Here is a 24,622-nt window from a genome sequence, read left to right as displayed (position 1 = left end):
AGTCCTCAAGACGGTCCGGAAACAGCGTCACCTGATCCCGGTCTACCCCTTCAATGAAACCTGACATAAATGCACTCCTGTATCGCAGGAAGCATACCATATCTGGAGGTTTTCACACAGCCTCGGCCCTTGGCAGACAATCAACAAGCCAGCCCGCGGCGTGCGGCTGACTGCGGCCGACATCATGATCACTGCCAAGGAGATCGACCGTTTTGAAGAGGATCATGGCATCGGCCGAACCCGGAGCGTCGGGCCTGGAGCCCCGCTGAAATACGACTGGGACGGTTTCTATATTGCTGTTCTAAAACGCATCTATTCCAATGGCTTCCCTGCCCGCCAGCGCGATCTCGTGGTGGAAATGCAGGAGTGGTTCATCGCGAATTCCGCCGAGGGTGATGCGCCGGACGAAAGCACAATTCGCCGCAGGATTCAGGCGGTCTGGAAGGAGTTGAACCCTGCCTGAAGCCGCCTTAGCGCGGTGTTCGCGCGTCCGGAATAATTGCCCGATTTGTTTCCGCCGGTTTACGCCTCTTCGCCGGTCCCGTGCGTGGAGCAGGTTGCTCTTTGCCGATTCTCGATCCTCAGTCGGCCTGAACTGGAGGGCCCGCATGGGAACGCATCTGACCGAACGTGTTGTAAAGGCAGCCGAAATCGGCACGCGCAAGTATGTGATCTTTGACGAGGTCTGCGCGGGCTTCGGGATTTGCGTGTTCGAGTCCGGGCGCAAGACATTCATCCTGATTTACCGCGCCGCCGGACGACAGCGGCGCATGACGATCGGCACATGGCCCAGCTGGTCGGTGATCGCCGCCCGGGAGGAGGCCAAGCGCCTAAAGCGCAACATCGATCGGGGTGAAGACCCGATGGACACGCGGACCAATGCCCGGCACGCGCCAACCGTTGACGAACTGATCGAGCGATACATCGACGAGCATCTGCCGAAACTGTCCGCATCCAGTGGCAAGGATCAGGCCAGCATGGTCAGAACGCTGGTCCTGCCAGAGTGGCGATCGCGGAAGGTCACCGATATCACGCCGACCGATGTCGACCGGTTGCTGACCAAGGTCGCGGCAGGACGGCCGCGGGTCTGGAAGAAAACCGTGAAGCCGGTCCCTGCTCCCCGGGCCATCAAAGCAAAGCGGCCGAAACCAAAGTCTCCGCCGAAGACCTTCAAGCCGACGCCCGTACGAGCCAACCGGGTGGGAGAGGTGCTGCGCAAGATGTTCAGCCTGGCAGTTACGTGGAAAATGCGCGCCGACAATCCGGCGACCAGCTTTCGTAAGCGCCCCGAGACCGCCCGGGAGCGGTTCTTGTCCTTCGAGGAAATCCAGCGCCTCGCCGACGCCCTCTGCGCCGATCCCGATCAGCGCGCCGCCGGGATCATCCGGCTCTGCATGCTCACCGGCGCCCGCTGCGGCGAAGCCCGCACCGCCACCTTCGACCAGTTCAACCTCGATCTGGCCATCTGGACCAAGCAAGCGGCCTACACGAAGCAGCGCCGCGTCCACCGCGTGCCGATCTCCCACGAGGCGGTTGCCTTGATCCGTCTCCGTGGCGACGCAGTGCCAAAAGGCTGCGCATACCTATTCCCGGGCGATGTTGTTGGGCAACCAGTTGTAAACCTGAAACGGTTCTGGGACCGGATGCGCCTGCAGGCCGATATCCCCGACGTCCGCATCCACGATCTGCGCCACACGTTTGCCTCCTTGCTGGTTTCCGGTGGGGCCTCGCTCGAAATGATAGGGCGTCTGCTCGGCCACACCCAGATCGGCACCACCCAGCGCTACGCCCACCTGATCGACTCGCCCCTGCGGGCTGGGGTTAACGCTGTCGGGGAAATGCTGAAGCCGAGGTTAAAAGTGGTGGCAACCGATAATGGTTCAGCAGTCAATCGGGCAAACGTCGCTTGATTGCACTGCAATCATTGCCTAGCTTTGGCATCGCAACCGGAGGGTGCCATGGCCAGCATAACGATTCGAAATCTCGACGATGATGTGAAGCGCCGCCTGCGCGTACGGGCGGCCGAGCATGGCCGGTCGATGGAAGAAGAGGCGCGAGATATCCTGCGGCAGGTTGTCGGACAGCCCAGCGTGCCTCGCAACCTCGGCGAGGCCATCCACGCACGATTTGCTGCGCTGGGCGGTGTCGAACTCGATCTACCCGCACGAACGCCGATGCGCGCTTCGCCAGACTTCGAGTAACCTATGATCATCATCGATACTAATGCCGTGTCCGAGTTGATGCGTGCCAGCCCGGACCCCGCGGTCTTGACGTGGTTTGCCGGTCACGGCGCTAACGCGCTATTTCTGACTGCGGTCAGCGAAGCGGAACTTCGGACAGGTGCGGCCATCTTGCCAGCCGGGCAGCGGCGCGATCGCTTGGTCGACGCGATCAACGCCATGATCGATCAGGATTTCGCAGGCCGCATCCTGCCCTTCGACAGCTCCGCTGCACGTAGCTACGCCGAGATTGCGGCTTCGCGCCGTACAGTGGGCAAGCCGATCATGGATGCCGATTGCCAGATCGCTGCGATTGCCCGGGCTTGCAATGCCCCGATTGCCACCCGAAATGTAGGTGATTTTGAGGACTGTGGGATCGACGTCATCAACCCCTGGAATGCCACGTGAAGGAAGTTGCAGCTGATCGTGCAGGCTCAAATTTTGAAGGGCAGCGTCACACCGGGAGCTCCGCAATCACCCTCACAGCCTATCATGCAAGATTCTACGCCTATGAATTAACCCGCCGCGCAGCGACAGGCCTTGATCGTCTTTCGATGTCGCTCTTCGATGCGGCTGTTGATCTCAATCCTCACCAAATTGAGGCAGCACTCTTTGCATTGGAATCTCCGCTCTCAAAAGGTGTGCTACTCGCCGATGAAGTTGGTCTTGGAAAGACCATCGAGGCCGGGATAGTGCTTTGTCAGTTTTGGGCCGAGCGGAAGCGGCGCTTGATCGTAATCTGTCCAGCATCCCTGCGAAAGCAATGGGCCCTAGAACTCTTAGAAAAGTTCAATCTCCCGTCGCAGGTATTGGATGCGAAGACCTTCAAGGATGCCAAGCGGCAAGGTAAATCACCACTGACTGAAAAGTCAGTCCTGATTGTCTCGTTCAATTTTGCCTCGGCGCTTCGTGAAGAGATCAAAGCTATTGCCTGGGATTTAGTCGTCATTGACGAAGCCCATAAGATTCGTAACGCCTATCGGGCGAGCAACAAGGTCGGGCAGGGAATTCGCTGGGCAACCGAGGACTGTCGCAAGCTGCTGCTCACTGCGACACCGTTGCAAAATTCGCTGATCGAACTTTACGGTCTTTCGACCTTGATCGACGAACACTTGTTTGGTGACGTCAATGCGTTCCGTGCGCGCTATGCCAGCGCCGGGAGCAGCATAACTGATCTCCGCCAACGACTTGCGACGTTCTGCAAGAGGACACTTCGAAATCAAGTTACTGAATTTGTTCGCTATACGGAACGTCGGGCAATCACCCGGCCGTTCACTCCGAATGACGTTGAGCAATCTCTGTATGAGGCGGTGTCGGCTTTCTTGCAGCGTCCGAATAGCTATGCGCTCCCGCAGCGCCAACGCCACCTAACGGCGCTCATTCTGAGAAAACTTCTGGCATCGTCATCTCAGGCTATCGCTGGCACGCTCGACACCCTTCGGGCGCGCTTGGAAACATTGCGTGATGAACAAGTGGCGGATGACCCCGAATTTGCCGAACGCCTGATCGATGCTGAGGATATCGAGGGCGATCTGCTCGATGATATCCTTGCTGAAGACGAACCTTCTGAGGATGAGGCCTTTAAGCCAGAGGCGGTGGACCGGGAAAAGCTGAAAGAAGAAATAGCTCTTCTTCAACAACTTGCAGATCGAGCGCGGAGCATACCAGTCGACACAAAGACGGACACGCTCCTCAAAGCGCTCGATATCGGTTTCGCGCAGATGGCGGAAACCGGTGCCGCGCGAAAAGCCCTGATTTTTACAGAGTCGCGCAGGACGCAAGAGTATCTGAAGGGCTTTCTCGAAGATCACGGCTACCAAGGACAGGTCGTTCTGTTCAACGGGACGAATGGAGGCCCAGAAGCTACGGCGATCTACGAGGGCTGGCTCGCCAAGAACCGCGATACTGGACGATCCTCAGGCTCACGTGCAATCGATGTTCGTGCGGCTTTGGTGGAGCAGTTTCGGGACGAGGCAACTATTCTTTTGGCTACTGAGGCTGCCTCCGAGGGTGTGAACCTTCAGTTTTGCTCTTTGGTAGTCAACTATGATCTGCCTTGGAACCCGCAGAGGATCGAACAGCGTATAGGGCGCTGCCATCGCTATGGCCAAAAGCATGACGTTGTGGTCATCAACTTCTTAAACGAACGGAACGAAGCTGATCGGCGCGTTCTTGAGCTTCTCGGTGAAAAGTTTAGCCTTTTCAACGGTGTGTTCGGTGCATCAGACGACGTGCTCGGCAGCATTGAGTCCGGCGTCGATTTCGAAAAACGCATTCTCAGCATCTACCAAGAATGCAGGACATCCGAAGAAATCGAGGCTGCATTTCTGAAGCTTCAGGAGGAAATGGACGAAAGCATCCGTGCTCGAATGGATGACACGCGGCGAAAGCTTTTTGAGCGTTTCGATGAAGACGTTCACCAGCGCCTCCGAGTCAAGCTTGCAGACACGAAAGCTCAGCTCGATCGCGTCGGGCAGCGCTTCTGGTCGCTGACCCGCTTTATATTGGCCGGGCGTGCTCGTTTCGACGATGATGCCCTGGCGTTTGACCTCAAGGCTCCGCCGAGCCCGGAGATTGCCAAGGGGCGCTACCATCTGATTTCGAAATCGCAGCCAGAACCGGGGTCAGATCGGCGGGACGAGCAGGGCCAGTTCCTTTACCGGCTGTCGCATCCGCTGGGCGAGAATGTCGTCCTCAATGGAAAATCGTTGTCCACCCCCGACGCGGCCGTCGTTTTCGACGTAACGAACCACCCGTCTCGCATCCATGATGTCGAGGCGCTCAGTGGCAAGGCGGGCTACCTCGTGTTGACGCGACTCCAGATCGAGTCCTACGAACGCGAAGAGCACCTTCTGTTCTCAGGCTTTGATGACGATGGCGCATCGCTCGATCAAGAAACGATGGAAAAGCTCTTCGCTTGCTCGGGCCACTCTGAGGAACAGGCTGTGATTGCCCCCGTAATTGTTGACCGTTTGAACGCCCAGGCCGAGCGCCATGCCAAGGCAACGATCAGCCTGTCCTTGGAGCAGAACAGTGTCCATTTCCACCAGGCTCGCGAAAAGCTGGAAAAGTGGGCCGACGATATGGTCCTTTCCGCCGAAAAAGCTCTGGCAGACACAAAGGAACAGATCAAAGCGCTGCGGCGTGAGGCGCGGCAAGTTGTGACCCTTGAAGAACAGCACGCAATCCAAGAGAAGCTTCAGAAGGTTGAGCGCCAGCAACGCCGCCAGAGGCAGGAAATCTTTGCGGTTGAAGACGAGATCATGGAGAAGCGAGACACGCTGATCGATCAGCTCGAGCGACGGCTCGCGCAGCGAACGGAAGCCGAAACCCTGTTTACTATCCGCTGGCGGGTCGTTTGATCCGCTGCGAATGCAATCTGAACAAGAAACGAGACGCGTGATGAGCCAGAAATTCGAGAAGCTGAAAACCCTGCTCAAGGAGTTGTTTCAGCTTGACCAGCCCGATCTCGATTTCGGCCTCTACCGGATTATGCACGCGAAAAGTGATGAGGTGACCCAGTTCCTCGACAAGGACTTGTTGCCGCAAGTCAGGCAGGCATTTGGCCTCTACAAGACGTCCGACAAGGCTGAGTTGGAGAAGGAACTCCAGAAAGCAATCGAGCAGGCGAACGCGCTGGGCGCCGATCCCGAAACCATGCCCAAGGTGAAGGATCTGCGCGCACGGATTGCCAATGAGGCGGTCGATATCAACGGGCTGGAAAATGAGGTTTACGACCATTTGTTCAGCTTCTTCCGGCGGTACTACTTGGAGGGCGACTTTCTGGCCAAGCGGGTTTACCGGCCCGGCGTTTATGCGATCCCCTACGAGGGAGAGGAGGTCAAACTCCATTGGGCCAACCGGGATCAATATTACATCAAGACCAGCGAGTATCTGCGCGACTACGCGTTCCGTCTGCGCCCGGATGATGCGAAGGCCCCGATGCGTGTGCATTTCCGGCTGGTCGATGTGGCTGAAGGTGAGCATGGCAACGCCAAGGCCGTTGAAGGCAAGGACCGCGTGTTCATCTTGGCGTCTAAGGATTTCATCGCCGAAGAGGGCGGCGAACTGTTCATCAATTTCGCGTACCGTCCGTCAAGTTTGAATGATTGGCCAGAGGATCGCCGCATACTCGAGCTGGAAAAGAAGAAGCCTAAGCCACCCGCCCAGAAAGACCTGAGCGCGATGGCGGTTGAACGAATTCTAGCGGTAGTCGATCCCTTGCTCGCAGTTTGGATCAACGAACTTGCGAAGCCGCATGTAACAGTTGGCGGAGAGGTCGCTGGCCATTCCAGATTGGAAGGGCATCTGAGACGGTATGCCGCCCGAAACACGTTTGACTATTTCATCCACAAAGACCTTGATGGCTTCCTGCGGCGTGAACTGGATTTCTATGTCAAGAACGAGGTGATGCACCTTGACGACATCGAAAGTGAAACCGCCCCCCGGGTCGAGCAATATCTGTCCAAGATCAAGGTGATCCGACGAATTGCGGGTAAGGTGATCGACTTTCTGACTCAGTTGGAGGATTTTCAAAAGAAGCTGTGGCTGAAAAAGAAGTTCGTTGTCGACACCCAATATTGCATTACACTAGATCGAATTCCTGAAGAGTATTATCCTGAAATCGCTGCAAACGATGCCCAACGTCTTGAGTGGGTAAACTTGCACTCAATTGATCTGGTGAAAGGAGACTTAACGTCTCCAGCATACGGGGTCCCACTTTCAGTCGACTTCTTGAGGGCATTTCAAACGCTTACAGTTGACACAAGACATTTTGGGTTGGATTTTGTGGTCCGCCTTTTGTCTGCAGTCGATATTGGGTCGACTGCTCGTAGTGGTTTGCTCCTACATGCGGACAATTTTGCTGGCCTGAGTCTTATTCAAAAGAGTCTGTCAAAGTCAGTTGAATGCGTTTTCTGTGACCCTCCGTACAATACGGGCTTAGGGGACTTTTTGTACCGTGACAACTTCCGGCATTCGACTTGGATGTCGATGATCAATGATAGATATACATTGGCCGCGAACATAATGAGGCCGGATGGTGCATGTTGGACTACCCTCGATATAAATGAGGCAGCAAACTTTCCTAAAGTGGCCGACGGAATTTTTGGAAGTGATCACTTTGTTGATACTATTGGATGGAAGGATACAATTGCTTGGGAGAAGGTCTACAGCCCGAGGATGGACGCGACGCAGTTTTCTAGTTCAATTGATTTCATATTCGTCTACTCTGGCGTCTCCAATTGGTCGCCAAAGCATCTTAAGATTGTTCCAAACTTAGATCAGTTTTCTCATGTCGATGAGGATGGGATGCGCTATCGCAGCGACCCTTTGAGGAAATGGGGAAAGAATTCACTGCGAACAGATCGGCAAAACCTTTGGTTCCCGATTAACTCTCCTGGCGGAATTGAGGTTTGGCCGATCAAGCCGGATGGCACTGAGGGTTGCTGGAGATGGCAGAAAACGACCGTAAACGATAGGTACAATGAGCTTGACTGGTTGGATAAGGGAAATGGTCTTCAGCCGTATGTCCGTCAGTATGCCGAAAAGAGCGATTGGAGGCCAGTCGAAACTCTTTGGGACTATGAAGATGTGGGGTCAACTCATGAAGCAGCTGAAGAGTTAAAAGCACTTCTTCCCGGGAATAAGTTTCAAACGGTTAAACCCACTCGCTTAGTTAGAAGAGTTCTTGATGCAAGCGGCGATGAATATCTGACGCTTCTTGATTTCTTCGGCGGCACAGGTACTTCAGCGCATGCAGTAATTGACGCAAATCGCTTTGATGGCGGACAGCGGAAATTCATTCTTATGGAGAGCGGGGCACATTTCGATGATCTTCTTTTGGCGCGTGTCAAGAAGGCTGTATTTGCTGCGGAATGGAAAACTGGCAAGCCAGCGGCGCGTCTGAGTGTTCAAGAGGCGGAACGCTCTTCAATTATGATTAAAGTCTTGAGGCTGGAGTCCTATGAGGACGCGCTGAACAATCTCGATACGTATCGCCAGCCCTCCCAAGCTGACTTGCTGGCCTCTCCGGAGGCACAGGGTGCTGATCGTTTAAGGGAGCAGTACCTGCTTAACTACATGCTCGACGTTGAAACGCGCGGCAGTCAATCGCTTCTGAACATAAAAGCATTCGATGATCCGACGGTCTACAAGCTGAAGGTCAAGCGCCCTGGCTCGGATGAAAGCAGCGAGGTCAATGTCGACCTGCTGGAAACGTTCAACTGGCTGGTCGGCCTCACAGTCCAAGGCATCGCAGCGCCGCAGACTTTTGCTGCGGAGTTTGAGCGCGATGCGGAGGGGCGTTTGATCCTGAAAGGCCGGATGCGGCAGGACGCGACCGGCCCTTGGTGGTTCCGTACTGTGACTGGCACCACACCTGACGGCCGCCGCACCCTGATCGTCTGGCGCAAGCTGACCGGCGATCCCGAGCAAGACAACCTGGTACTCGACACTTGGTTCACCCGAGCGGGCTATTCCGCCAAGGATAGCGAGTTCGGACTGATCTATGTGAACGGTGACAACAATCTTGATAATCTGAAGGCGCTTGACGATACGTGGAAGGTTCGCCTGATCGAAGAGGATTTCCACCGGTTGATGTTTGACACGGAGGGATTGTGATGGCCCGCGCCACCGCCCCGCGCGCGCGTGCTAACGGCCGACCGCAGATCCCGTTTGTTCACAAATTGATCCTGAACCAGTGGCTGCTGTCGCTGTTCAACGTGACGAAGTTTGAGCAGCTGGCTGAGCATCTGCGCAACGAAAAGCTGGAAGGCATGGACGAGAACAACGTCCACCATTTTCACCATGCATTGACTGCGCAGCTTTTCAACCTGACGCAACTGTCGACCGATGTGTTGCTGGACTATGACCAGAACATCGTGAAGCACACCCAGCGCCTGAACGAGCGCCGGATCACTCGCGGCGAGGCCCCGATTGTCTGGAAGTACTTCCAGTACCTGACCCTGCTGTTCACCGAGATTTACCTCGACCGCTACTTTCGTGACCCCGACGCGCTGCTGGCCGCGATCAATGGGCAAGTGGCTGTCTGCAACACGGACCGGCCGGAGGGCGATCATATCGCGCCATTCAAGGATGGCAGCGAAGCTTGGTCGCAGATCAACAAGATCGCCTATTGGAGCGCCACTGGTAGCGGCAAGACCCTGCTGATGCACGCGAACATCTTGCAGTTCCAATTCTACCTCGACAAGCACGGCCGTCGGCGAGACCTGAACCGGATCATCCTGTTGACACCAAACGAAGGGCTGAGCCAACAGCATTTGCGCGAATTCGAGGCCGCCGGGCTTGCTGCAGAGTTGTTTCAGAAGGACGGCGCAGGGCTGTTCTCCGGGCAGCGGATCGAAATCCTCGACATCCACAAGCTCAAGGATGAGATGGGCGACAAGACCATCGCCATCGATGCGTTTGAAGGCAACAACCTTGTGCTGGTCGATGAAGGCCACCGCGGTGCGTCTGGCGGCGAGGAGGGTGCATGGATGCGCTTCCGCAACGCCCTTTGCGAAAAGGGGTTCTCGTTCGAATACTCGGCCACTTTTGGCCAGGCGGTTAAGGGGAGCAAACCTCTTACCGACCTCTATGCCAAGAGCATCCTATTCGACTATTCCTACCGCTATTTCTACGGCGATGGGTTCGGCAAGGACTACCAGATTCTCAACTTGGACGAAGGCACTCAGGCCAACCATCTGGATTCTTATCTCGTGGCATGCCTTCTGGCATTCTTTCAGCAGCAGAGGCTGTTTAAGGAGCAGGGCGCGGCGTTCAGGTCCTACAACATCGACAAACCGCTTTGGATTTTCGTCGGCGGGAGCGTTACCAAGACACTCGCATCGAAAGACGCGTCGGACATCATTCAGATCCTGAAATTCCTTGCACGATACGTCTCGGATCGCACCGGAAGCATTCAGAGAATTGATCGCGTTCTAAATCAAGGGCTTGTAACGGCCGGAGGAAGAAACCTGTTTGCTGGCCGTTTTAGCTATCTCAATACCGCTGGCCTTTCAGCAGCACAGGTATTCGACGAAACCTTGGCCTTAATGTTCAACGCGGCGGGGGGTGGTACACTCCATGTTGAGAACCTGAAGGGTGCGACAGGTGAGATAGCGCTCCGCATCGGCGACAACGAGCCATTCGGCGTGATCAACGTCGGGGATGATGCGAAGCTGGTCAAGCTATGCGACGAAAACAAGATTTCGACCGGTGATAGCGAGTTTGCCGGTTCGCTTTTCCATCAGATCAACACCCCACAGTCCAGCGTTAACCTGCTGATTGGTTCCAAGAAGTTCACGGAGGGCTGGAATAGCTGGCGTGTAAGCACGATGGGCCTGATGAATGTCGGCCAGACTGAAGGTTCGCAGATCATTCAGCTGTTCGGCCGCGGGGTTCGTCTGAAAGGTTACGGATCAAGTTTGAAGCGCAGCGGAAAAGCCCAACTGCCCGAAGATATGACCCGCCCGAAGCATATCAGTGTGCTGGAAACCCTTTCGATCTTCGGTATCCGAGCCGACTACATGGCCCAGTTCCGCGACTTCCTGGAAGAGGAGGACCTACCGGCCAATGATGATCGCATTGAATTCCTGATGCCGATCATCAAGAACCTTGGGACGCAAAAGCTGAAAACTATTCGGCTCAAGAATACCATCAATGGAGTCAATACCGAATTCGGGGATGCGTTCCGCAGGTTGGGCCCAATTCCAACGCTCGCAACGCCAGACCCATCGAAGGATGAGGCGACTGCCTATCTTCAGAAGAACCAAGTGGTCCTGAATTGGTATCCGAAAATCCAGGCAATGAAGTCGGGCGGCGTCGCCGGAGGTGATATCGAGGCTGCCCCTAATCAGGCGCACTTGACGAAGAGTCACATTGCATTCCTTGATCTTGAGAGGATTTTCTTCGATCTCGAGCGTTTCAAGGCGGAACGTGGTTGGTATAATCTCAACATTACGGCGGACGGGATCGGCGAACTGCTGGCTGATCAGACTTGGTATCAGCTCTTGATCCCAGCCGAAGAGCTTGCGTGCGACTCGTTTGCAAAAGTTCGGCTTTGGGAGGAGATCGCGTTATCCCTGCTCAAGAAGTTCACCGAGCGCTACTACACCTTCCGAAAGCGGGAATGGGAGTTGCCTCATCTGGAGTTTCAGGAGCTAACGGACAATGATTCGAACTTCCCGAAAGGCAAGGATGAAGACGGCGAAGGTTATTATCGGATTCTTCTAGACCGATCCCAAGAGGAAATCGTCGCTAAGCTGAACGAGTTGAAAAGCTTGATCGAAAGTAAAGCTCTCACACCGTGGGAATTCAGTGGGATGAAGGCGATTTGGTTCGACAGGCACCTGTATGAGCCTTTGTTATACCTCGATCAGAATATTGTCGAAGTCAGCCCGGTGGCGCTCAACAAAGGTGAGCGTAATCTGGTTGAGGACGTGAAAGCATTTCACGACAGCGCGGCGACTTTTTTCTCCGACAAGGAGCTGTATTTGCTTCGCAATCTTAGCAAAGGGCGCGGGGTTGGCTTCTTCGAGGCGGGTAACTTCCATCCCGACTTCATCCTTTGGTTGATCGTTGGAGGCCGCCAATTCATCACGTTCATCGATCCCAAGGGCATCCGAAACTTGGGGTTCAATGACCCAAAAATCCAGTTCTTCCAGACGATCAAGGACATCGAACGCCGCCTTGCTGAGCCTTCAGTTTCGCTCAGCAGCTTCATCATTTCGAACACGCCCTCGCACGCGATGCGGCTTCTATGGAGCGTCGACAAGATCGAAATGGGCGCGCGAAACATCCTCTTCCAGGAAGAAGATAAGCCGACTTACGTATCTGAAATGATGCACCGGATCGTGGCAGCGGTGCCGTGAAGCCAGAAGAACCAAAAGCGGGTCAACAATAGGTCAACCTGTCTAACTACCTCGTTCCCCGTTTGGCCCCGCCCGCTGCGGTTGGTTGCGGCGCGATGCGGCTAGAAAGCGGCGACAGTTCAAGGGGTTATCGCGTAACCTGTTGAAATCAAAGGCAAGCCGATTCTCCGGGAGATGAGGCTCATAACCTGAAGGTCGCGGGATTGGAACGCTGACTGTGCGGACCATCATTCCTATCCAGCCGTCCAACGGTTCGGCATAGGCCAAATCCTGTCCCCGCAACCAATTTACCGTTGGATAGCAAATACTTGGAATCAGGCAAAAACACTTGTGTATAGACACCAACGTTTTACCTCAACGCCACGTCAACGTATGACGAGTCCCCCCTGAAACGCGGGGGCTTTTTGCTTTTCAGACTTTCAGCAGATCAAGCAGGGGATCGAAGGCGTACATCGCTGCGCGACGGCCCGAGGCTCCTTCGATCGTGCGCAGAAGCCCGGCCTCGACCAAGCGTCGCGAAAGTGCACGAGCGGACGATGGTGGAATTCCTGATCGTTCGACGAAGCGGTCGTTGCGGAACACCGGACTAGCAAAGACGAAGTCCAACGCCTGATCGTGGAACTGCGAGTTCAGCACCTCGCGGAACCGTTCCCGCATCTCGCCGTGCAGGCGGAAGATCGCGTCGGCAGTCTGGATGTTGACCGTCGCCTGGGCGTGCATCGCCTGGAGGAAGAACACCACCCAGCCGGTCCAATCGCCTGTGGCGGAAACGGCCCGCATCCGTTCGATATACTCGTCCTTGTGCGCCTCGAAGTAACCCGACACGAAAAAGTTCGGCTGATGCAGGATGCCAAGCTTCCACAGCATCAGGGTGATCAGCATGCGACCGATCCTGCCATTGCCGTCTTCGAAAGGGTGCAGGGCCTCGAACTCGACATGCGCAATGGCGGTGCGGATAAGGGGCCGCATCGAGCTTTCGTTGATGTAGCGGACCAGTTCGGCCATCGCCGGGTCAAGCTGCTCAGGGGCGATCGGAACGTAGTAGATCTTTCCTCGGCGTTCGTCCCCGATGTAGTTCTGTTCAACTTTGTAGCTTCCCGGGCGCTTGAGGGCTCCCCGGCCAAAGGACAGCATCTGCTGGTGCGCGGTGCGGATCAGATGCTCGCCAAGCGGCGCGCCTTCGGCAAGCGCCTGCTGGGCATTGCGCAGCGCGCGCGAGTAAAGGTAGGTCTCGACGTCGTCGTTTCGCGCCTCCCGGTATGGGTCAGCGCTGCCTGCATCCTCTTCGGCTTCAATTCGGTACAACTCCTCGATGGTCGAGATCGTCCCTTCCATCCGGGACGATGTGACCGCGTCCTGGCGGCGCAGGGGGGCGAGGAAAAGTTCACTGTTCACCATGCCCGACATCTTCGTATCGTAGCGCGCAAGCGAGGTCGCAGCCTCTTCTAGCGGCCCAAGCAGCACCTCATAGTCGAGGGCAGATGGGGGAAAGCTGCCGATGTGATAGGTAACGGCATCTGTAAGATCGTAGTATTTGGTGACCATGCGTATGCCGATTCTGTCATCAACGCGGTTTGACGCTAACCTAGTCACGCCAAAACCGCTTGGCAACAGAATTGGGGTCAAATCTGACATCAACGTGCGTTGCCGCCAGCGGCCTGCCATCAAGCGCGATTGATGATAGAGGAGCCAAGAAAACTGCCATCAAAGCCTGATCTGTTGTCACCCGCCGCGCCCTTTGCGGAGAATGGTTGATCTGCCCCCCGCACGAACGATGTCGCGATCTGTGTCCTGAACGACCGGGTGGAGAAGCGTGAGGCCGTTCTGAACATGTCATGAACCCCTGAACAATTTCAGCTCCTGTCCGAGGTTTTGCAACACCAGTTCATGCGCAGGACAACCGGCACATCTGTGCCGCGGCTCTGACAGCCGCTCGGCCATTGTCAAAACCGTCAACAGCACCGCGTCGGAATGTTGCGCCAACAGGATCAGATGTTCTCCACTTGGCCCCCGTTCTGCTGAAAGCCAGTACTTCACGGTGCGTTCGCTCGCCCCTGTCCAGCGCATCGCCATCTTGATGGCCTGGTGCGTCGGGCCCAGTTCGGCCCGCAACGCGGCCGCCACGGCCTCGCGATAGCGGGTCTGATCTGCCACCACGTGCACAGTTGTGCCCATTTTCGGCACAAACGTGCCCATCTTGATCCGCATCGCTGCGTTCTCCTCCGATAAACCTGTGGAGAAGACATCACAGCGGCAGAATCCATTTTGCGCCCCAGACATCATCCCGGGTCCAACCAGACGGAGACGCCTGCATGAATTGACCGGGAGACGGAAATGGCCGGAAGCGATCCGCCCGCATTGAAAGGACCGGCCAAGACCCTGCCAATGCGAAGGGCGGTCGAATACGTCCGCATGTCGACCGACCACCAGAAATACTCGACCGAAAACCAATCCGACGTCATCCGCAGATATGCCGCCGAACGTGGTTTCGAACTGGTTCGCTCCTATGCTGATGCCGGAAAAAGCGGCCTCAGGATCGAGGGCCGCGAAGCCCTGCAACAACTGATCCAGGATGTGCAGGACGGCACGGCCGATTTTGAGGTGATCCTCGTCTATGACGTCAGCCGCTGGGGCCGGTTTCAGGATGCCGATGAATCCGCCTATTACGAATACATCTGCCGTCGCGCCAACAAGCAGGTGGAATACTGCGCCGAGCAATTCGAAAATGACGGCGGCCCGGTTGCCACTATCGTCAAGAGCGTCAAGCGCGCCATGGCAGGCGAGTACAGTCGTGAGTTGTCCCACAAGGTATTCACCGGGCAGTGCCGCCTGATCGAACTCGGCTATCGACAGGGCGGCCCGGCGGGTTTTGGCCTTCGCCGTGTCCTGCTTGACGAACGCGGCGAGGTGAAGGTCGAACTGAAGCGCGGCGAACACAAAAGCCTGCAGACTGATCGGGTGATCCTTGTGCCCGGGCCCGAGGCCGAGGTGAAAACCGTCCGCTGGATCTACAGCCGTTTCCTGAAACACGGCCGGTCAGAAACCGAAATCGCGGCACAAGCGACGCGCAGCAGCCTTCTGTTTCTGGACGCGGCCTTTCAATCGCTCTTGAAGGACGAGACCTTTCTGACCCTGCTTCGCGCGGAAGGGCTGGGTAGCCTTCCGAGCATCATCGTTGAAGGGCTGCAGGAGCCTCGGGCATGACACTCATGGGGAAAATGCCGATCCCAAAGAGTCCCGGGTTCGAGGCAAGCCTGCGACTGATCCCGATTGCCGCAATCCTGCCGGTGAAGCAGCTGTCAACCACCGTGCCCAAAAGTCAGAAGTATGGGCAAATCGCCGCGTCGATCCGCGAGGTCGGCCTGATCGAACCGCCGGTGGTCGCCCACACCGCGGGGCAGGACGGATCCTTCATCCTTCTCGACGGCCATGTTCGCCTGCATGTGTTGAAGGAAATGGGCGAGACGTCTGTCATCTGCCTGGTGGCCACCGATGACGAGTCCTTCACCTATAACAAGCGCATCAGCCGCCTCGCCACCATCCAGGAGCACAAGATGATCCTGCGTGCCGTCGAACGCGGCGTGTCGGAAGCCCGCATTGCTGCCGCGTTGAATGTGAACATCGCGCTGATCCGGCAAAAGCGCACCTTGCTGAACGGCATTTGTCCGGAGGCGGCCGAACTGCTGAAAGCCCGGCATTGTCCAATCAACAGTTTCCGATCCCTGCGCAAGATGAAGCCCTTGCGGCAGATTCAGGCAGCAGAACTGATGATCGCCGCAAACAATTACACGGTGCCCTATGTAGAGGCCATTCTGGCGGCGACCGACTCCGCTGACCTGGTTGACCCGACAGCAAAGAAGGCACCGGCGGGTGTGTCACGCGAACAGGCTGAACTGATGCGCTCGGAGATGGCCAATCTCCAGAAGAATATCAAGCTGATCGAGGGCGCGCTTGGACCGGATCACCTCCGCCTCGTTGTGGCAGGCCGGTTTGTCGAGCGGCTTCTTCAGAATGATCGCCTCGCACGTTACCTCGACAGGAGTCATGGCGAAATCCTGAGTGAGTTTCGGCAGATCGTGGCCCAGCTGTCACAGCATGTGCCCACAGCGGAGGCACAAAACGGCGAGAGCGCATAGCTCGCCCAATGCCTTGCAAGTGACGAAGGGGGCCCGGATCCGAAAGCGCGGCGACCGCGGGAGACGCCGGCCCGAGCGCGAAAAATGGGGGTCGGATCAAGCGCGGGGTGGGGATGGCGGCGAACCCGTTAGAGGCCCACCACGGTCGGCCGACATGTGGCCGACTACGCGGTTGTTCAGGTGGCTGGATGCCTGCGATGCCAGATGGGCGCGCTATTCTTCGGGCTGATTGCCTGTCGAGGGATAGCGCGCCCGCAGGGGTTATCGCCGATGTTCGGTACGCCCCCTTCTGTCGGCGACAGAGGCACTGTTGCGTAACTCATGCCTGAGGCATTAAGGCCCCTTTCCTCGTCAGCATCAGGCCACGCGAACGATCTCGGCCGTTCCGAGGGCCGGAGAAGCGGTTCATCAGTGCGACGCGGATCTGGATTTCAGCGGTCTGGCGGTCAGAGCCTCTTGCTGCGATGCGTTCACCGAAGGCCTTCAGGCGCCGCATCTTCGCCTCGATGCGGCTACGGACATGGTATCCCGTCCAGCGCCTCCAGAATGCCCGGCCATAGTGCCGGGTGGCACGCAGGGTTTCATTTCTGGCGATTGCGGCCGGGCAGTTCGCTTTCCAGGGTCGACCGTTCTTGCGGATCGGAATGATCGCGGTGGCCTGGCGGTCGATGATGGCGGTGTGACAGCGACGGGTGTCATGGGCACCATCGGCGGTCACGGTGCCGATGTCTTCGCCCTTGGGAATCTGGTTGAGCGGTTCCGGCAGGGCCGGACTGTCGCCATCGCTACTGGAGGTGAACTCTACCGCGCGGATGTCCGAGGTGGCGATGTCCACAGCCAGATGCACCTTGCGCCACTGGCGTCGGCCCTGAACACCATGCTTTCGGGCCTGCCTCTTGTCATCACCGAGGAACCTGATGCCCCTCGCCATGGTCGCTCGGACCAGTGGCGTTCCCATGGCTCGATCTGCCTGAGCGGCAGCTTGAACAAGACCTTTATCGTCAGGCAGAACTGGATCGCATTCGTCGGGAAAACCGTCCCCCGGACTGATTTCTGATCCTCCTCATTCCGCAAACACCGCCGGCCGACCGGGGCTGCCGTCATGCGGCGCAAGCCAGGACATGTCCTTGTCCTGCCAGATCAGCAGGGATTCGCGCCTGTGCAGAGACGCCGTGGAACTGGACCAGTTCGTCGTGCGGTAACGGGCGGGTGTTGGCTTGCTCATGCGCCCCGTCTAACCGCATGGATTCGCGATGTGAATCCTTGGTAGACAGAGTTTTGTAACTACGCCACGCAGCGCTGGAAACCGAACCCATGGCGGCGCAACCAACCGAAATCAGCCCCGGGCAAACCCGGCACGGTTCAAAATCAGCATCCGGGGCCACGTCACACCCATCACCCGCGCTGGGCAGAACGTGGCCGCCCGGGGCGCGCTCAGGCCCCGCGCGCCAGGGCCGCCACCCCGGTCCGCGCCATTTCGCGCAGGCCCAGCGGGCGCATCAGCTCGGCAAAGGCGTCGATCTTTTCCGGCGTGCCGGTGATCTCGAACACGAAACTCTCCAGCGTCGAATCCACCACATTGGCGCGGAAAATCTCGGCCAGCCGCAAGGCTTCGATCCGCGCATCGCCCTTGCCCGCTACCTTGAACAGCGCCAGTTCGCGCTGCACTGCGGGGCCATCGACCGTCAGGTCATGCACCTCATGCACCGGCACCATGCGGCCCAGCTGCGCCTTGATCTGGTCGATCACCTGCGGCGTGCCGGTGGTCACGACCGTGATGCGGCTGCGGTGGCCGGTGTGATCCACCTCGGCCACGGTCAGGCTGTCGATGTTGTAGCCCCGGCCGGAAAACAGCCCGATCACGCGGGCCAGCACACCCGCCTCGTTGTCGACCAGCACCGCAAGGGTATGCGTCTCGATCACCTCGGCATTGGGGTCGCGCAGGTCATAGGCGGAATGGCTGGTGGAGCCTTTGGTGATATTGAGCGGTGACATGCGACCGGCTCCCTTCATTTTCTGTCTCTAAATATCCCACGGGGGTCCGGGGGTGTGAAACCCCCGGCGCTGGCAACACATGATCGCTCAGACCAACACCGCCCCCTTCGCCCCGATCACGCCCTGCGTATCCGCATCGCCCAACAGCATCTCGTTATGCGGCTTGCCGGACGGGATCATGGGGAAGCAGTTCTCGTGCTTCTCGACAAGGCAATCGAAGATCACCGGCCCGTCATAGCGGATCATCTCCATGATCGCGTCATCCAGATCGGCGGGGTCCGAGACTTTCAGGCCCTTGCAGCCAAAGGCCTCGGCCAGTTTCACGAAATCGGGCAGGGCCTCCGACCAGCTTTGCGAATAGCGCTCGCCATGCAGCAGCTCCTGCCACTGGCGCACCATGCCCAGCCGTTCATTGTTCAGAATGAACTGCTTGACCGGCAGGCGGAACTGCATCGCGGTGCCCATTTCCTGCATGTTCATCAGCCAGGATGCCTCACCCGCCACGTTGATCACCAGCGCGTCGGGATGGGCCACCTGCACACCCACCGATGCGGGCAGGCCATAGCCCATGGTGCCCAGGCCTCCGCTCGTCATCCAGCGGTTCGGGTCTTCAAAGCCAAGGAATTGCGCCGCCCACATCTGGTGCTGGCCCACTTCGGTGGTGATGTAGCGGTCCATCCCCTTGGTCAGCGCCTCCAGCCGTTGCAGGGCGTGCTGCGGCTTGATGACTTTCGACGAGTTGGTGAAGGTCAGGCAGCGCACGGCGCGCCATTCCTCGATCTGTTTCCACCATTTCGCCAGCCCGGCCTTGTTGACCTTGCGGCCCCGCGCCTTCCACAGGCGCAGCGCATCTTCCAGCACATGCCCCACATCACCAAGGATCGGCACATCCACGCGGATCACCTTGTTCAGGGATGACGCGTCGATGTCGACATGCACCTTGCGCGAGCCCGGGCTGAAATCCTTGATCCGCCCGGTGATGCGGTCATCGAACCGCGCGCCGATGTTGATCATCAGGTCGCAGCCATGCATCGCCAGATTGGCCTCGTAAAGCCCATGCATGCCCAGCATGCCCAGCCAGTTCTTGCCCGAGGCCGGATAGGCCCCCAGACCCATCAGCGTCGAGGTGATGGGGAAATCGGTGGCCGCCACGAATTCGCGCAGCAACTGGCTTGCGGCAGGGCCAGAGTTGATGACGCCGCCGCCGGTGTAGAAGATCGGGCGTTCGGCCGTTTCCATCAGCTCGACCATACGGGTGATGGCCTCGATATCGCCTTTCACCTTCGGCTGGTAATGCGAGACTTTCGCCTTCTGCATCGGTGTGTATTCCGCCGTGGCGAATTGCACATCTTTCGGAATGTCGATCAGCACCGGGCCGGGGCGGCCATGGGTGGCGACGTGGAACGCCTGATGGATGGTTTCGCTGAGCTTGGCCGTATCCTTCACCAGCCAGTTGTGCTTGGTGCAGGGGCGGGTGATGCCCACTGTGTCAGCCTCTTGAAACCCGTCGGTGCCGATCATGAAGGTCGGCACCTGGCCGGTCAGCACGACCAGAGGAATGCTGTCCATCAGCGCATCGACCAGACCCGTCACCGCATTCGTGGCCCCGGGGCCGGAGGTCACCAGCACAACGCCCGGCTTGCCGGTGGACCGGGCATAGCCCTCGGCGGCATGCACCGCGCCCTGTTCGTGGCGCACGAGGATGTGGCGGATGTCGTTCTGCTGGAAAATCTCGTCATAGATCGGCAGCACCGCGCCGCCGGGATAGCCGAAGACCACCTCCACACCCTGATCCTTCAGGGCCTGCACCACCATCCGCGCGCCGCTCATCACATTGGTCATCGTCGTCTCCATCGGTTGCCGCCTTCGCGGCCTTTAGCGCAACAAAAAGCCCCCGGTTTTCGGCGGGGGCGCATGGGAACCGTGATGGTCAACCGTTACCGGCCCAAGCGCGTTTTCCCTACAATGCCTACAAGCCCCGTCATGGCTGGCCCCTTGCTGCGATTGCCGGGGACATTATGACCGCACTTGCAGCCCGTCAATGGCAAAAGCGTTTTGAAAATGTCGCTTGAGGCAGGTTTTCGGAACATTTCTTTCGCTTGCTGCGCTGCTTTCGCAACTTACCGAAAATCGAACAGGGGCTGTGCGCGCCCGAATCGCAGGGATCCACGTTCGGCGCTGGACCGGCGGCTGACTTCGGCTAAAAGCAGCGGGCAAGCCCGGCTTCGATTGCGCCGGGTCACAGCTACAGGAGAGACCATGAAACTTTACTACTCCCCCGGTGCCTGCTCGCTGGCCTCGCATATCGTGCTGCATGAGGTCGGGGCCGATTTCAGCATCGAAAAGGTCGATATACGCGCCAAGGTCACGGAAACCGGGGCCGATTACTGGGCGATCAACCCCAAGGGTGCGGTGCCTGCGCTGGATACGGGCGATGGCGTGCTGACCGAAGGTGTGGCGATCATGCAGTATCTGGCCGACAGCCACGGCGCCACCACGCTGGCCCCGGCCCCCGGCACGATGGCCCGCGCCCGGGTGCAGGAGGCGCTGAATTTCGTATCCGCCGAGGTGCACAAAGGCTATTCGCCGCTGTTCAACCCCGCGATCACAGAAGAGGGCCGCAGCGCCGCCATGGCCAACCTGCACCGCAAACTGGGCATACTGGAGGCGACGCTGGCCGATGGCCGCGACTATCTGACCGGTGCCGATTTCACGCTGCCCGATGCCTATGCCTTTGTGGTGACGGGCTGGTCGGGCAGGCTGGGGGTGGATCTGGCGGCCTATCCCCGGTTGCAGGCGATGACCGGACGTGTGGCTGGCCGCCCTGCGGTGCAGCAGGCCATGCAGGCCGAAGGTCTGCTGGGGTAAAGGGTGGGGGCGGGCGCAAGGCCCGCCCCATCCGTCAGACGTTCATCAGGGCCACATAGCCCGCATAAGCCGCCAGCAAGGCCGCCCCGCCCAGCCGCGGAATGCGGCCCGCCAGCACCACAAAGACGACCACCGCTGCCGCGGACCCGGCGACCCACAGCATATCCACCCCGGCAAAGCGCGGATCGACGGTGGTGATCGGCGCGATCAGCGTGGTCAGCCCCAGAATGCCCAGGATGTTGAAGATGTTGGAGCCGATGATATTGCCCACCGCAATATCCATCTGCTTCCTCCAAGCCGCGATCAGCGAGGTGGCCAGTTCGGGCAACGACGTGCCCACCGCCACGATGGTCAGGCCGATCACCGCCTCGGATATGCCGAAGGTGCGGGCGATCTCGGTCGCGCTGTCCACCAGCAGCCGCGCGCCCACCATCAGGATCACCAGACCGCCGATGGTGAACAGCAGCGATTGCCACATCGGCGGGGGCGATGGCGCGTCCTGCGGGGGATCAACCCGGACCGTCATGAAAGACATGACCAGAAACCCAATCAGGCCCGCGAACAGCACCGCGCCATCCAGCCGCGATACGGCACCGTCCAGCAGCATCAACCAGATCAGCGCCGAGGCCCCCATCATGACAGCGAGATCACGCCAAAGGCGCGACAATGGCGCAATGATCGGGGTGATCAGCGCAGAAAGGCCCAGGATCAGCAGGATATTGGCAATGTTGGAGCCCAGCACGTTGCCGATGGCAATGGCGGGCGCGCCGTCCAGCGCCGCGTTCAGCGACACCAGTAGTTCGGGTGTGGATGTGCCGAAACCCACGATGGTGAGCCCGATCACCATGGGGCTGATGCGGTAGGCGCGCGCGATGTTGCTGGCACCGCGCACCAGAAACTCTCCGCCAAAAAACAGGCCGATCAGGCCGATGGTAAACAGGATATAGGTCAAAGGCATGCTCCGTTCCGGGTGTGCCCTCCACTTTGCGCACGATGGCGGAATTGCAAGGGGCAGGGGCCGACAAACACTCCGGCAAACGCGAAAACTGACCAACTGCGGCCAAAGTGGCGCGGGACTTGGCTTTCGGGCCGAAAAGCCGCAGAAGGGCCGCTGGCTCGCAAGGGCGGGACGATCTGGCAAGGGCAGGGCGATGGCACAGGCATTCGGGTTTCAGGTGGCGGCAACCGACGGGCGGGCGCGCACGGGCGTGATTTCCACCCCGCGCGGCGACATCCGCACCCCGGCCTTCATGCCGGTGGGCACGGCGGCCACGGTCAAGGCGATGCTGCCGGGGTCGGTGCGGGCCACCGGGGCCGACATCCTGCTGGGCAACACCTATCACCTGATGCTGCGACCCACCGCCGAACGCATTGCCCGGCTCGGCGGCCTGCATACTTTCATGGATTGGCAGCGCCCGATCCTGACAGACTCCGGCGGGTTTCAGGTGATGAGTCTCGCAGGGTTGCGCAAGCTGACCGAGGAAGGCGTGACCTTCAAATCGCACATCGACGGGTCGCGGCATGTGTTGACGCCCGAGCGCAGCATGGAGATCCAGCGCCTGCTGGGATCTGACATCGTCATGTGTTTCGACGAATGCCCGGCGCTGCCTGCGACGGATGCCGAGGTGGCGAAATCCATGGCGCTGTCGATGCGCTGGGCGCAACGGTCGCGCGACGCCTTTGGCGACCGGCCGGGACATGCGCTGTTCGGCATCATGCAGGGCGGTGTCACGCGCGACCTGCGGGCGGAAAGCGCCGAGGCTTTGCGCGCCATCGGGTTTGATGGTTACGCCGTCGGCGGTCTGGCCGTGGGCGAGGGGCAAGAGGCGATGTTCGGCGTGCTTGACTATGCGCCGGGCATGCTGCCCGACGAAAAGCCGCGCTATCTGATGGGGGTGGGCAAGCCCGATGACATCGTGGGTGCTGTGGAACGCGGCATCGACATGATGGATTGCGTGCTGCCGTCACGGTCGGGGCGCACCGGGCAGGCCTGGACGCGGCGCGGCCAGATCAACATCCGCAACGCGCGGCATCAGGATGACCCCCGCCCACTGGATGAAAGCTGCACCTGCCCGGCCTGCACCAATTATTCGCGCGCCTATCTGCACCATGTGAACCGCGCGCAGGAAATCATCGCATCCATGCTGCTGACCTGGCACAACCTGCACTATTATCAGGAGCTGATGCAGGGCCTGCGCGATGCCATCGCCGCCGGGCGGCTGGCGCAATTCGTGGCCGATTTCCACGCGCTGCGGGCCGAAGGCGACATCGAACCGATCGCCTGAGCCATGCGCTGAGTGCATGGCTGTCAGTCGCTGTGTTTTGCGGCCTTCCCGGCGCGCAAGGGTTGCACGCGGCAGCATTGGGCATATCTCCTGGAACTAAACCGATCAGTTCAAGGAACGCGCGACATGACCGAAACCCTTTTCACCCCCGTCACCGTCGGGGCGCTGACCCTGAAAAACCGCATCGCCATGGCACCGCTGACCCGCAACCGCGCGCGGCCCGAAGATGACACACCCTATGCCATCCACGCCGAATATTACGCGCAGCGCGCCGGGGCGGGCCTGATCATCACCGAAGGCTCGCAGATCTCGCCCGAGGGCAAGGGCTATGCCTGGACGCCGGGCATCTATTCGCCCGCCCAGATCGAGGGCTGGAAGGCCGTGACCGACGCCGTGCATGCCAAAGGCGGGCATATCGCCATCCAGATCTGGCATGTGGGCCGGATCAGCCACGTTTCGTTGCAGGAAGGCGGCAAGGCACCCGTTGCGCCTTCGGCCATCGGGGCGGCGTCAAAAACCTTTGACGGTGAGAAATTTGTGGAAACCTCGGTGCCACGCGCGCTGGAGCTGGCCGAAATTGCCCGGGTGGTTGACGACTACCGCAAGGCCGCGCGGAACGCCAAGGCCGCCGGCTTTGACGCGGTGGAAATTCACGCCGCCAATGGCTATCTGATCGACCAGTTCCTGCGCGACACGTCGAACCACCGCAGCGACGCTTATGGCGGGTCTGTCGAAAACCGCGTGCGCCTGCTGGATGAAGTGATCGGCGCCGTGACCGAAGCCATGGGCAAGGGCCGGGTGGGTGTGCGCATCAGCCCGTTTTCCAACGCCAACAACGTGGGCCTTTCCAGCGATACCGCCGAAGTGTTCGCGGCCGCCATCGACGTGATGAACCGGCATGACGTGGCGTTCCTGCACATGGTCGAGGGCCAGACCGGCGGCCCGCGCGATTGGCCCGCAGGCGCGCTGGAGGCGCTGCGCGACCGTTTCAACGGCACCTACATGGCCAACAACGGTTATGACCGCGCTACGGCCATCGCGGCGGTCAATGGTGGCAAGGTGGACATGGTGGCTTTCGGCAAGCTCTACATCTCCAACCCCGATCTGGCAGAACGGCTGGCAGAAGATGCCGTGCTGAACCCGCTGCCCACCGACGGGCTTTATGGCGGCGGCCGGCAGGGCTACACAGACTATCCGACACTTGCCGACATGGCGGCGTGACGGTTGGGGCGACGGCCTTGCGCCGT

Annotated in this window: 16 protein-coding genes and 2 pseudogenes; 12 read left to right on the top strand and 6 right to left on the bottom strand. The window is 59.0% G+C overall.

Annotated elements, in window-relative coordinates; all coding sequences use genetic code 11:
• The first annotated feature begins 184 nt into the window (after positions 1-184).
• From GEU84_RS05590 to GEU84_RS05560, 7 genes are all read left to right on the top strand, one after another.
• Positions 185-463 (top strand): hypothetical protein, encoded by a 279-nt coding sequence (locus GEU84_RS05590; RefSeq protein WP_174539338.1) that lies wholly within the window; start codon positions 185-187, stop codon positions 461-463.
• Between the two features lie 145 nt (positions 464-608).
• Complete coding sequence (locus GEU84_RS05585) at positions 609-1,910, top strand: tyrosine-type recombinase/integrase (protein WP_152824117.1); 1,302 nt, start codon at positions 609-611, stop codon at positions 1,908-1,910.
• Between the two features lie 48 nt (positions 1,911-1,958).
• Entirely contained in the window at positions 1,959-2,201 is a 243-nt protein-coding gene (locus GEU84_RS05580) for a FitA-like ribbon-helix-helix domain-containing protein (protein WP_152824118.1), read from the top strand.
• A 3-nt stretch (positions 2,202-2,204) separates the two neighbouring features.
• On the top strand, positions 2,205-2,627 hold the full coding sequence (locus tag GEU84_RS05575) for a type II toxin-antitoxin system VapC family toxin (protein ID WP_152824119.1): 423 nt from the start codon (positions 2,205-2,207) through the stop codon (positions 2,625-2,627).
• Entirely contained in the window at positions 2,624-5,581 is a 2,958-nt protein-coding gene (locus GEU84_RS05570) for an SNF2-related protein (protein ID WP_217438509.1), read from the top strand. The genes GEU84_RS05575 and GEU84_RS05570 overlap by 4 nt, the downstream gene beginning before the upstream one ends.
• A gap of 40 nt (positions 5,582-5,621) precedes the next feature.
• Positions 5,622-8,840, top strand: a complete 3,219-nt coding sequence (locus tag GEU84_RS05565) for a site-specific DNA-methyltransferase (protein ID WP_152824120.1) — start codon at positions 5,622-5,624, stop codon at positions 8,838-8,840.
• Positions 8,840-12,091: a DEAD/DEAH box helicase family protein gene (locus GEU84_RS05560; RefSeq protein ID WP_152824121.1), complete on the top strand. Its 3,252-nt coding sequence runs from the start codon at positions 8,840-8,842 to the stop codon at positions 12,089-12,091. The genes GEU84_RS05565 and GEU84_RS05560 overlap by 1 nt, the downstream gene beginning before the upstream one ends.
• Before the next feature lie 411 nt (positions 12,092-12,502).
• Here GEU84_RS05560 and GEU84_RS05555 read toward each other — a convergent pair whose 3' ends face one another.
• On the bottom strand, positions 12,503-13,636 hold the full coding sequence (locus GEU84_RS05555) for a Fic family protein (protein WP_152824122.1): 1,134 nt from the start codon (positions 13,634-13,636) through the stop codon (positions 12,503-12,505).
• 288 nt (positions 13,637-13,924) lie between these two features.
• Entirely contained in the window at positions 13,925-14,299 is a 375-nt protein-coding gene (locus GEU84_RS05550) for an XRE family transcriptional regulator (RefSeq protein ID WP_152824123.1), read from the bottom strand.
• Between the two features lie 126 nt (positions 14,300-14,425).
• Between GEU84_RS05550 and GEU84_RS05545 the strand changes: the two are divergent.
• Positions 14,426-15,145, top strand: a pseudogene (locus GEU84_RS05545) (recombinase family protein); the annotation flags it as partial.
• Between the two features lie 146 nt (positions 15,146-15,291).
• Positions 15,292-16,227 (top strand): plasmid partitioning protein RepB C-terminal domain-containing protein, encoded by a 936-nt coding sequence (locus tag GEU84_RS05540; RefSeq protein WP_152824124.1) that lies wholly within the window; start codon positions 15,292-15,294, stop codon positions 16,225-16,227.
• 357 nt (positions 16,228-16,584) lie between these two features.
• Here GEU84_RS05540 and GEU84_RS05535 read toward each other — a convergent pair.
• From GEU84_RS05535 to GEU84_RS05525, 3 genes and pseudogenes are all read right to left on the bottom strand, one after another.
• Positions 16,585-17,452: pseudogene (locus tag GEU84_RS05535) on the bottom strand (IS5 family transposase).
• Positions 17,453-17,661: 209 nt separating this feature from the next.
• A complete protein-coding gene (gene ilvN, locus GEU84_RS05530) occupies positions 17,662-18,222 on the bottom strand; it encodes an acetolactate synthase small subunit (RefSeq protein ID WP_152824125.1) in 561 nt (186 codons plus the stop codon).
• Between the two features lie 87 nt (positions 18,223-18,309).
• Positions 18,310-20,076: an acetolactate synthase 3 large subunit gene (locus GEU84_RS05525; RefSeq protein WP_152824126.1), complete on the bottom strand. Its 1,767-nt coding sequence runs from the start codon at positions 20,074-20,076 to the stop codon at positions 18,310-18,312.
• A 405-nt stretch (positions 20,077-20,481) separates the two neighbouring features.
• Between GEU84_RS05525 and gstA the strand changes: the two genes are divergently transcribed.
• Positions 20,482-21,090, top strand: a complete 609-nt coding sequence (gene gstA, locus GEU84_RS05520) for a glutathione transferase GstA (RefSeq protein WP_152824127.1) — start codon at positions 20,482-20,484, stop codon at positions 21,088-21,090.
• Positions 21,091-21,124: 34 nt separating this feature from the next.
• Here gstA and GEU84_RS05515 read toward each other — a convergent pair whose 3' ends face one another.
• Positions 21,125-22,042, bottom strand: a complete 918-nt coding sequence (locus GEU84_RS05515; RefSeq protein ID WP_152824497.1) for a calcium/sodium antiporter — start codon at positions 22,040-22,042, stop codon at positions 21,125-21,127.
• Between the two features lie 199 nt (positions 22,043-22,241).
• On the opposite strand from GEU84_RS05515, the gene tgt reads away from it, so the two are divergent.
• Positions 22,242-23,375: a tRNA guanosine(34) transglycosylase Tgt gene (gene tgt / locus GEU84_RS05510; RefSeq protein ID WP_152824128.1), complete on the top strand. Its 1,134-nt coding sequence runs from the start codon at positions 22,242-22,244 to the stop codon at positions 23,373-23,375.
• A 126-nt stretch (positions 23,376-23,501) separates the two neighbouring features.
• Positions 23,502-24,596 carry an alkene reductase gene (locus tag GEU84_RS05505; protein ID WP_152824129.1) on the top strand — a complete coding sequence of 365 codons (1,095 nt, stop codon included), beginning with the start codon at positions 23,502-23,504 and terminating at the stop codon, positions 24,594-24,596.
• Positions 24,597-24,622: the final 26 nt, after the last annotated feature.

Source organism: Fertoeibacter niger (genome assembly GCF_009380135.2).
GTDB classification, from domain to species: domain Bacteria; phylum Pseudomonadota; class Alphaproteobacteria; order Rhodobacterales; family Rhodobacteraceae; genus Fertoeibacter; species Fertoeibacter niger.
The sequence above is the reverse complement of the archived record's forward strand: the minus strand, read 5'-3'. Positions and strand labels throughout refer to the sequence as shown.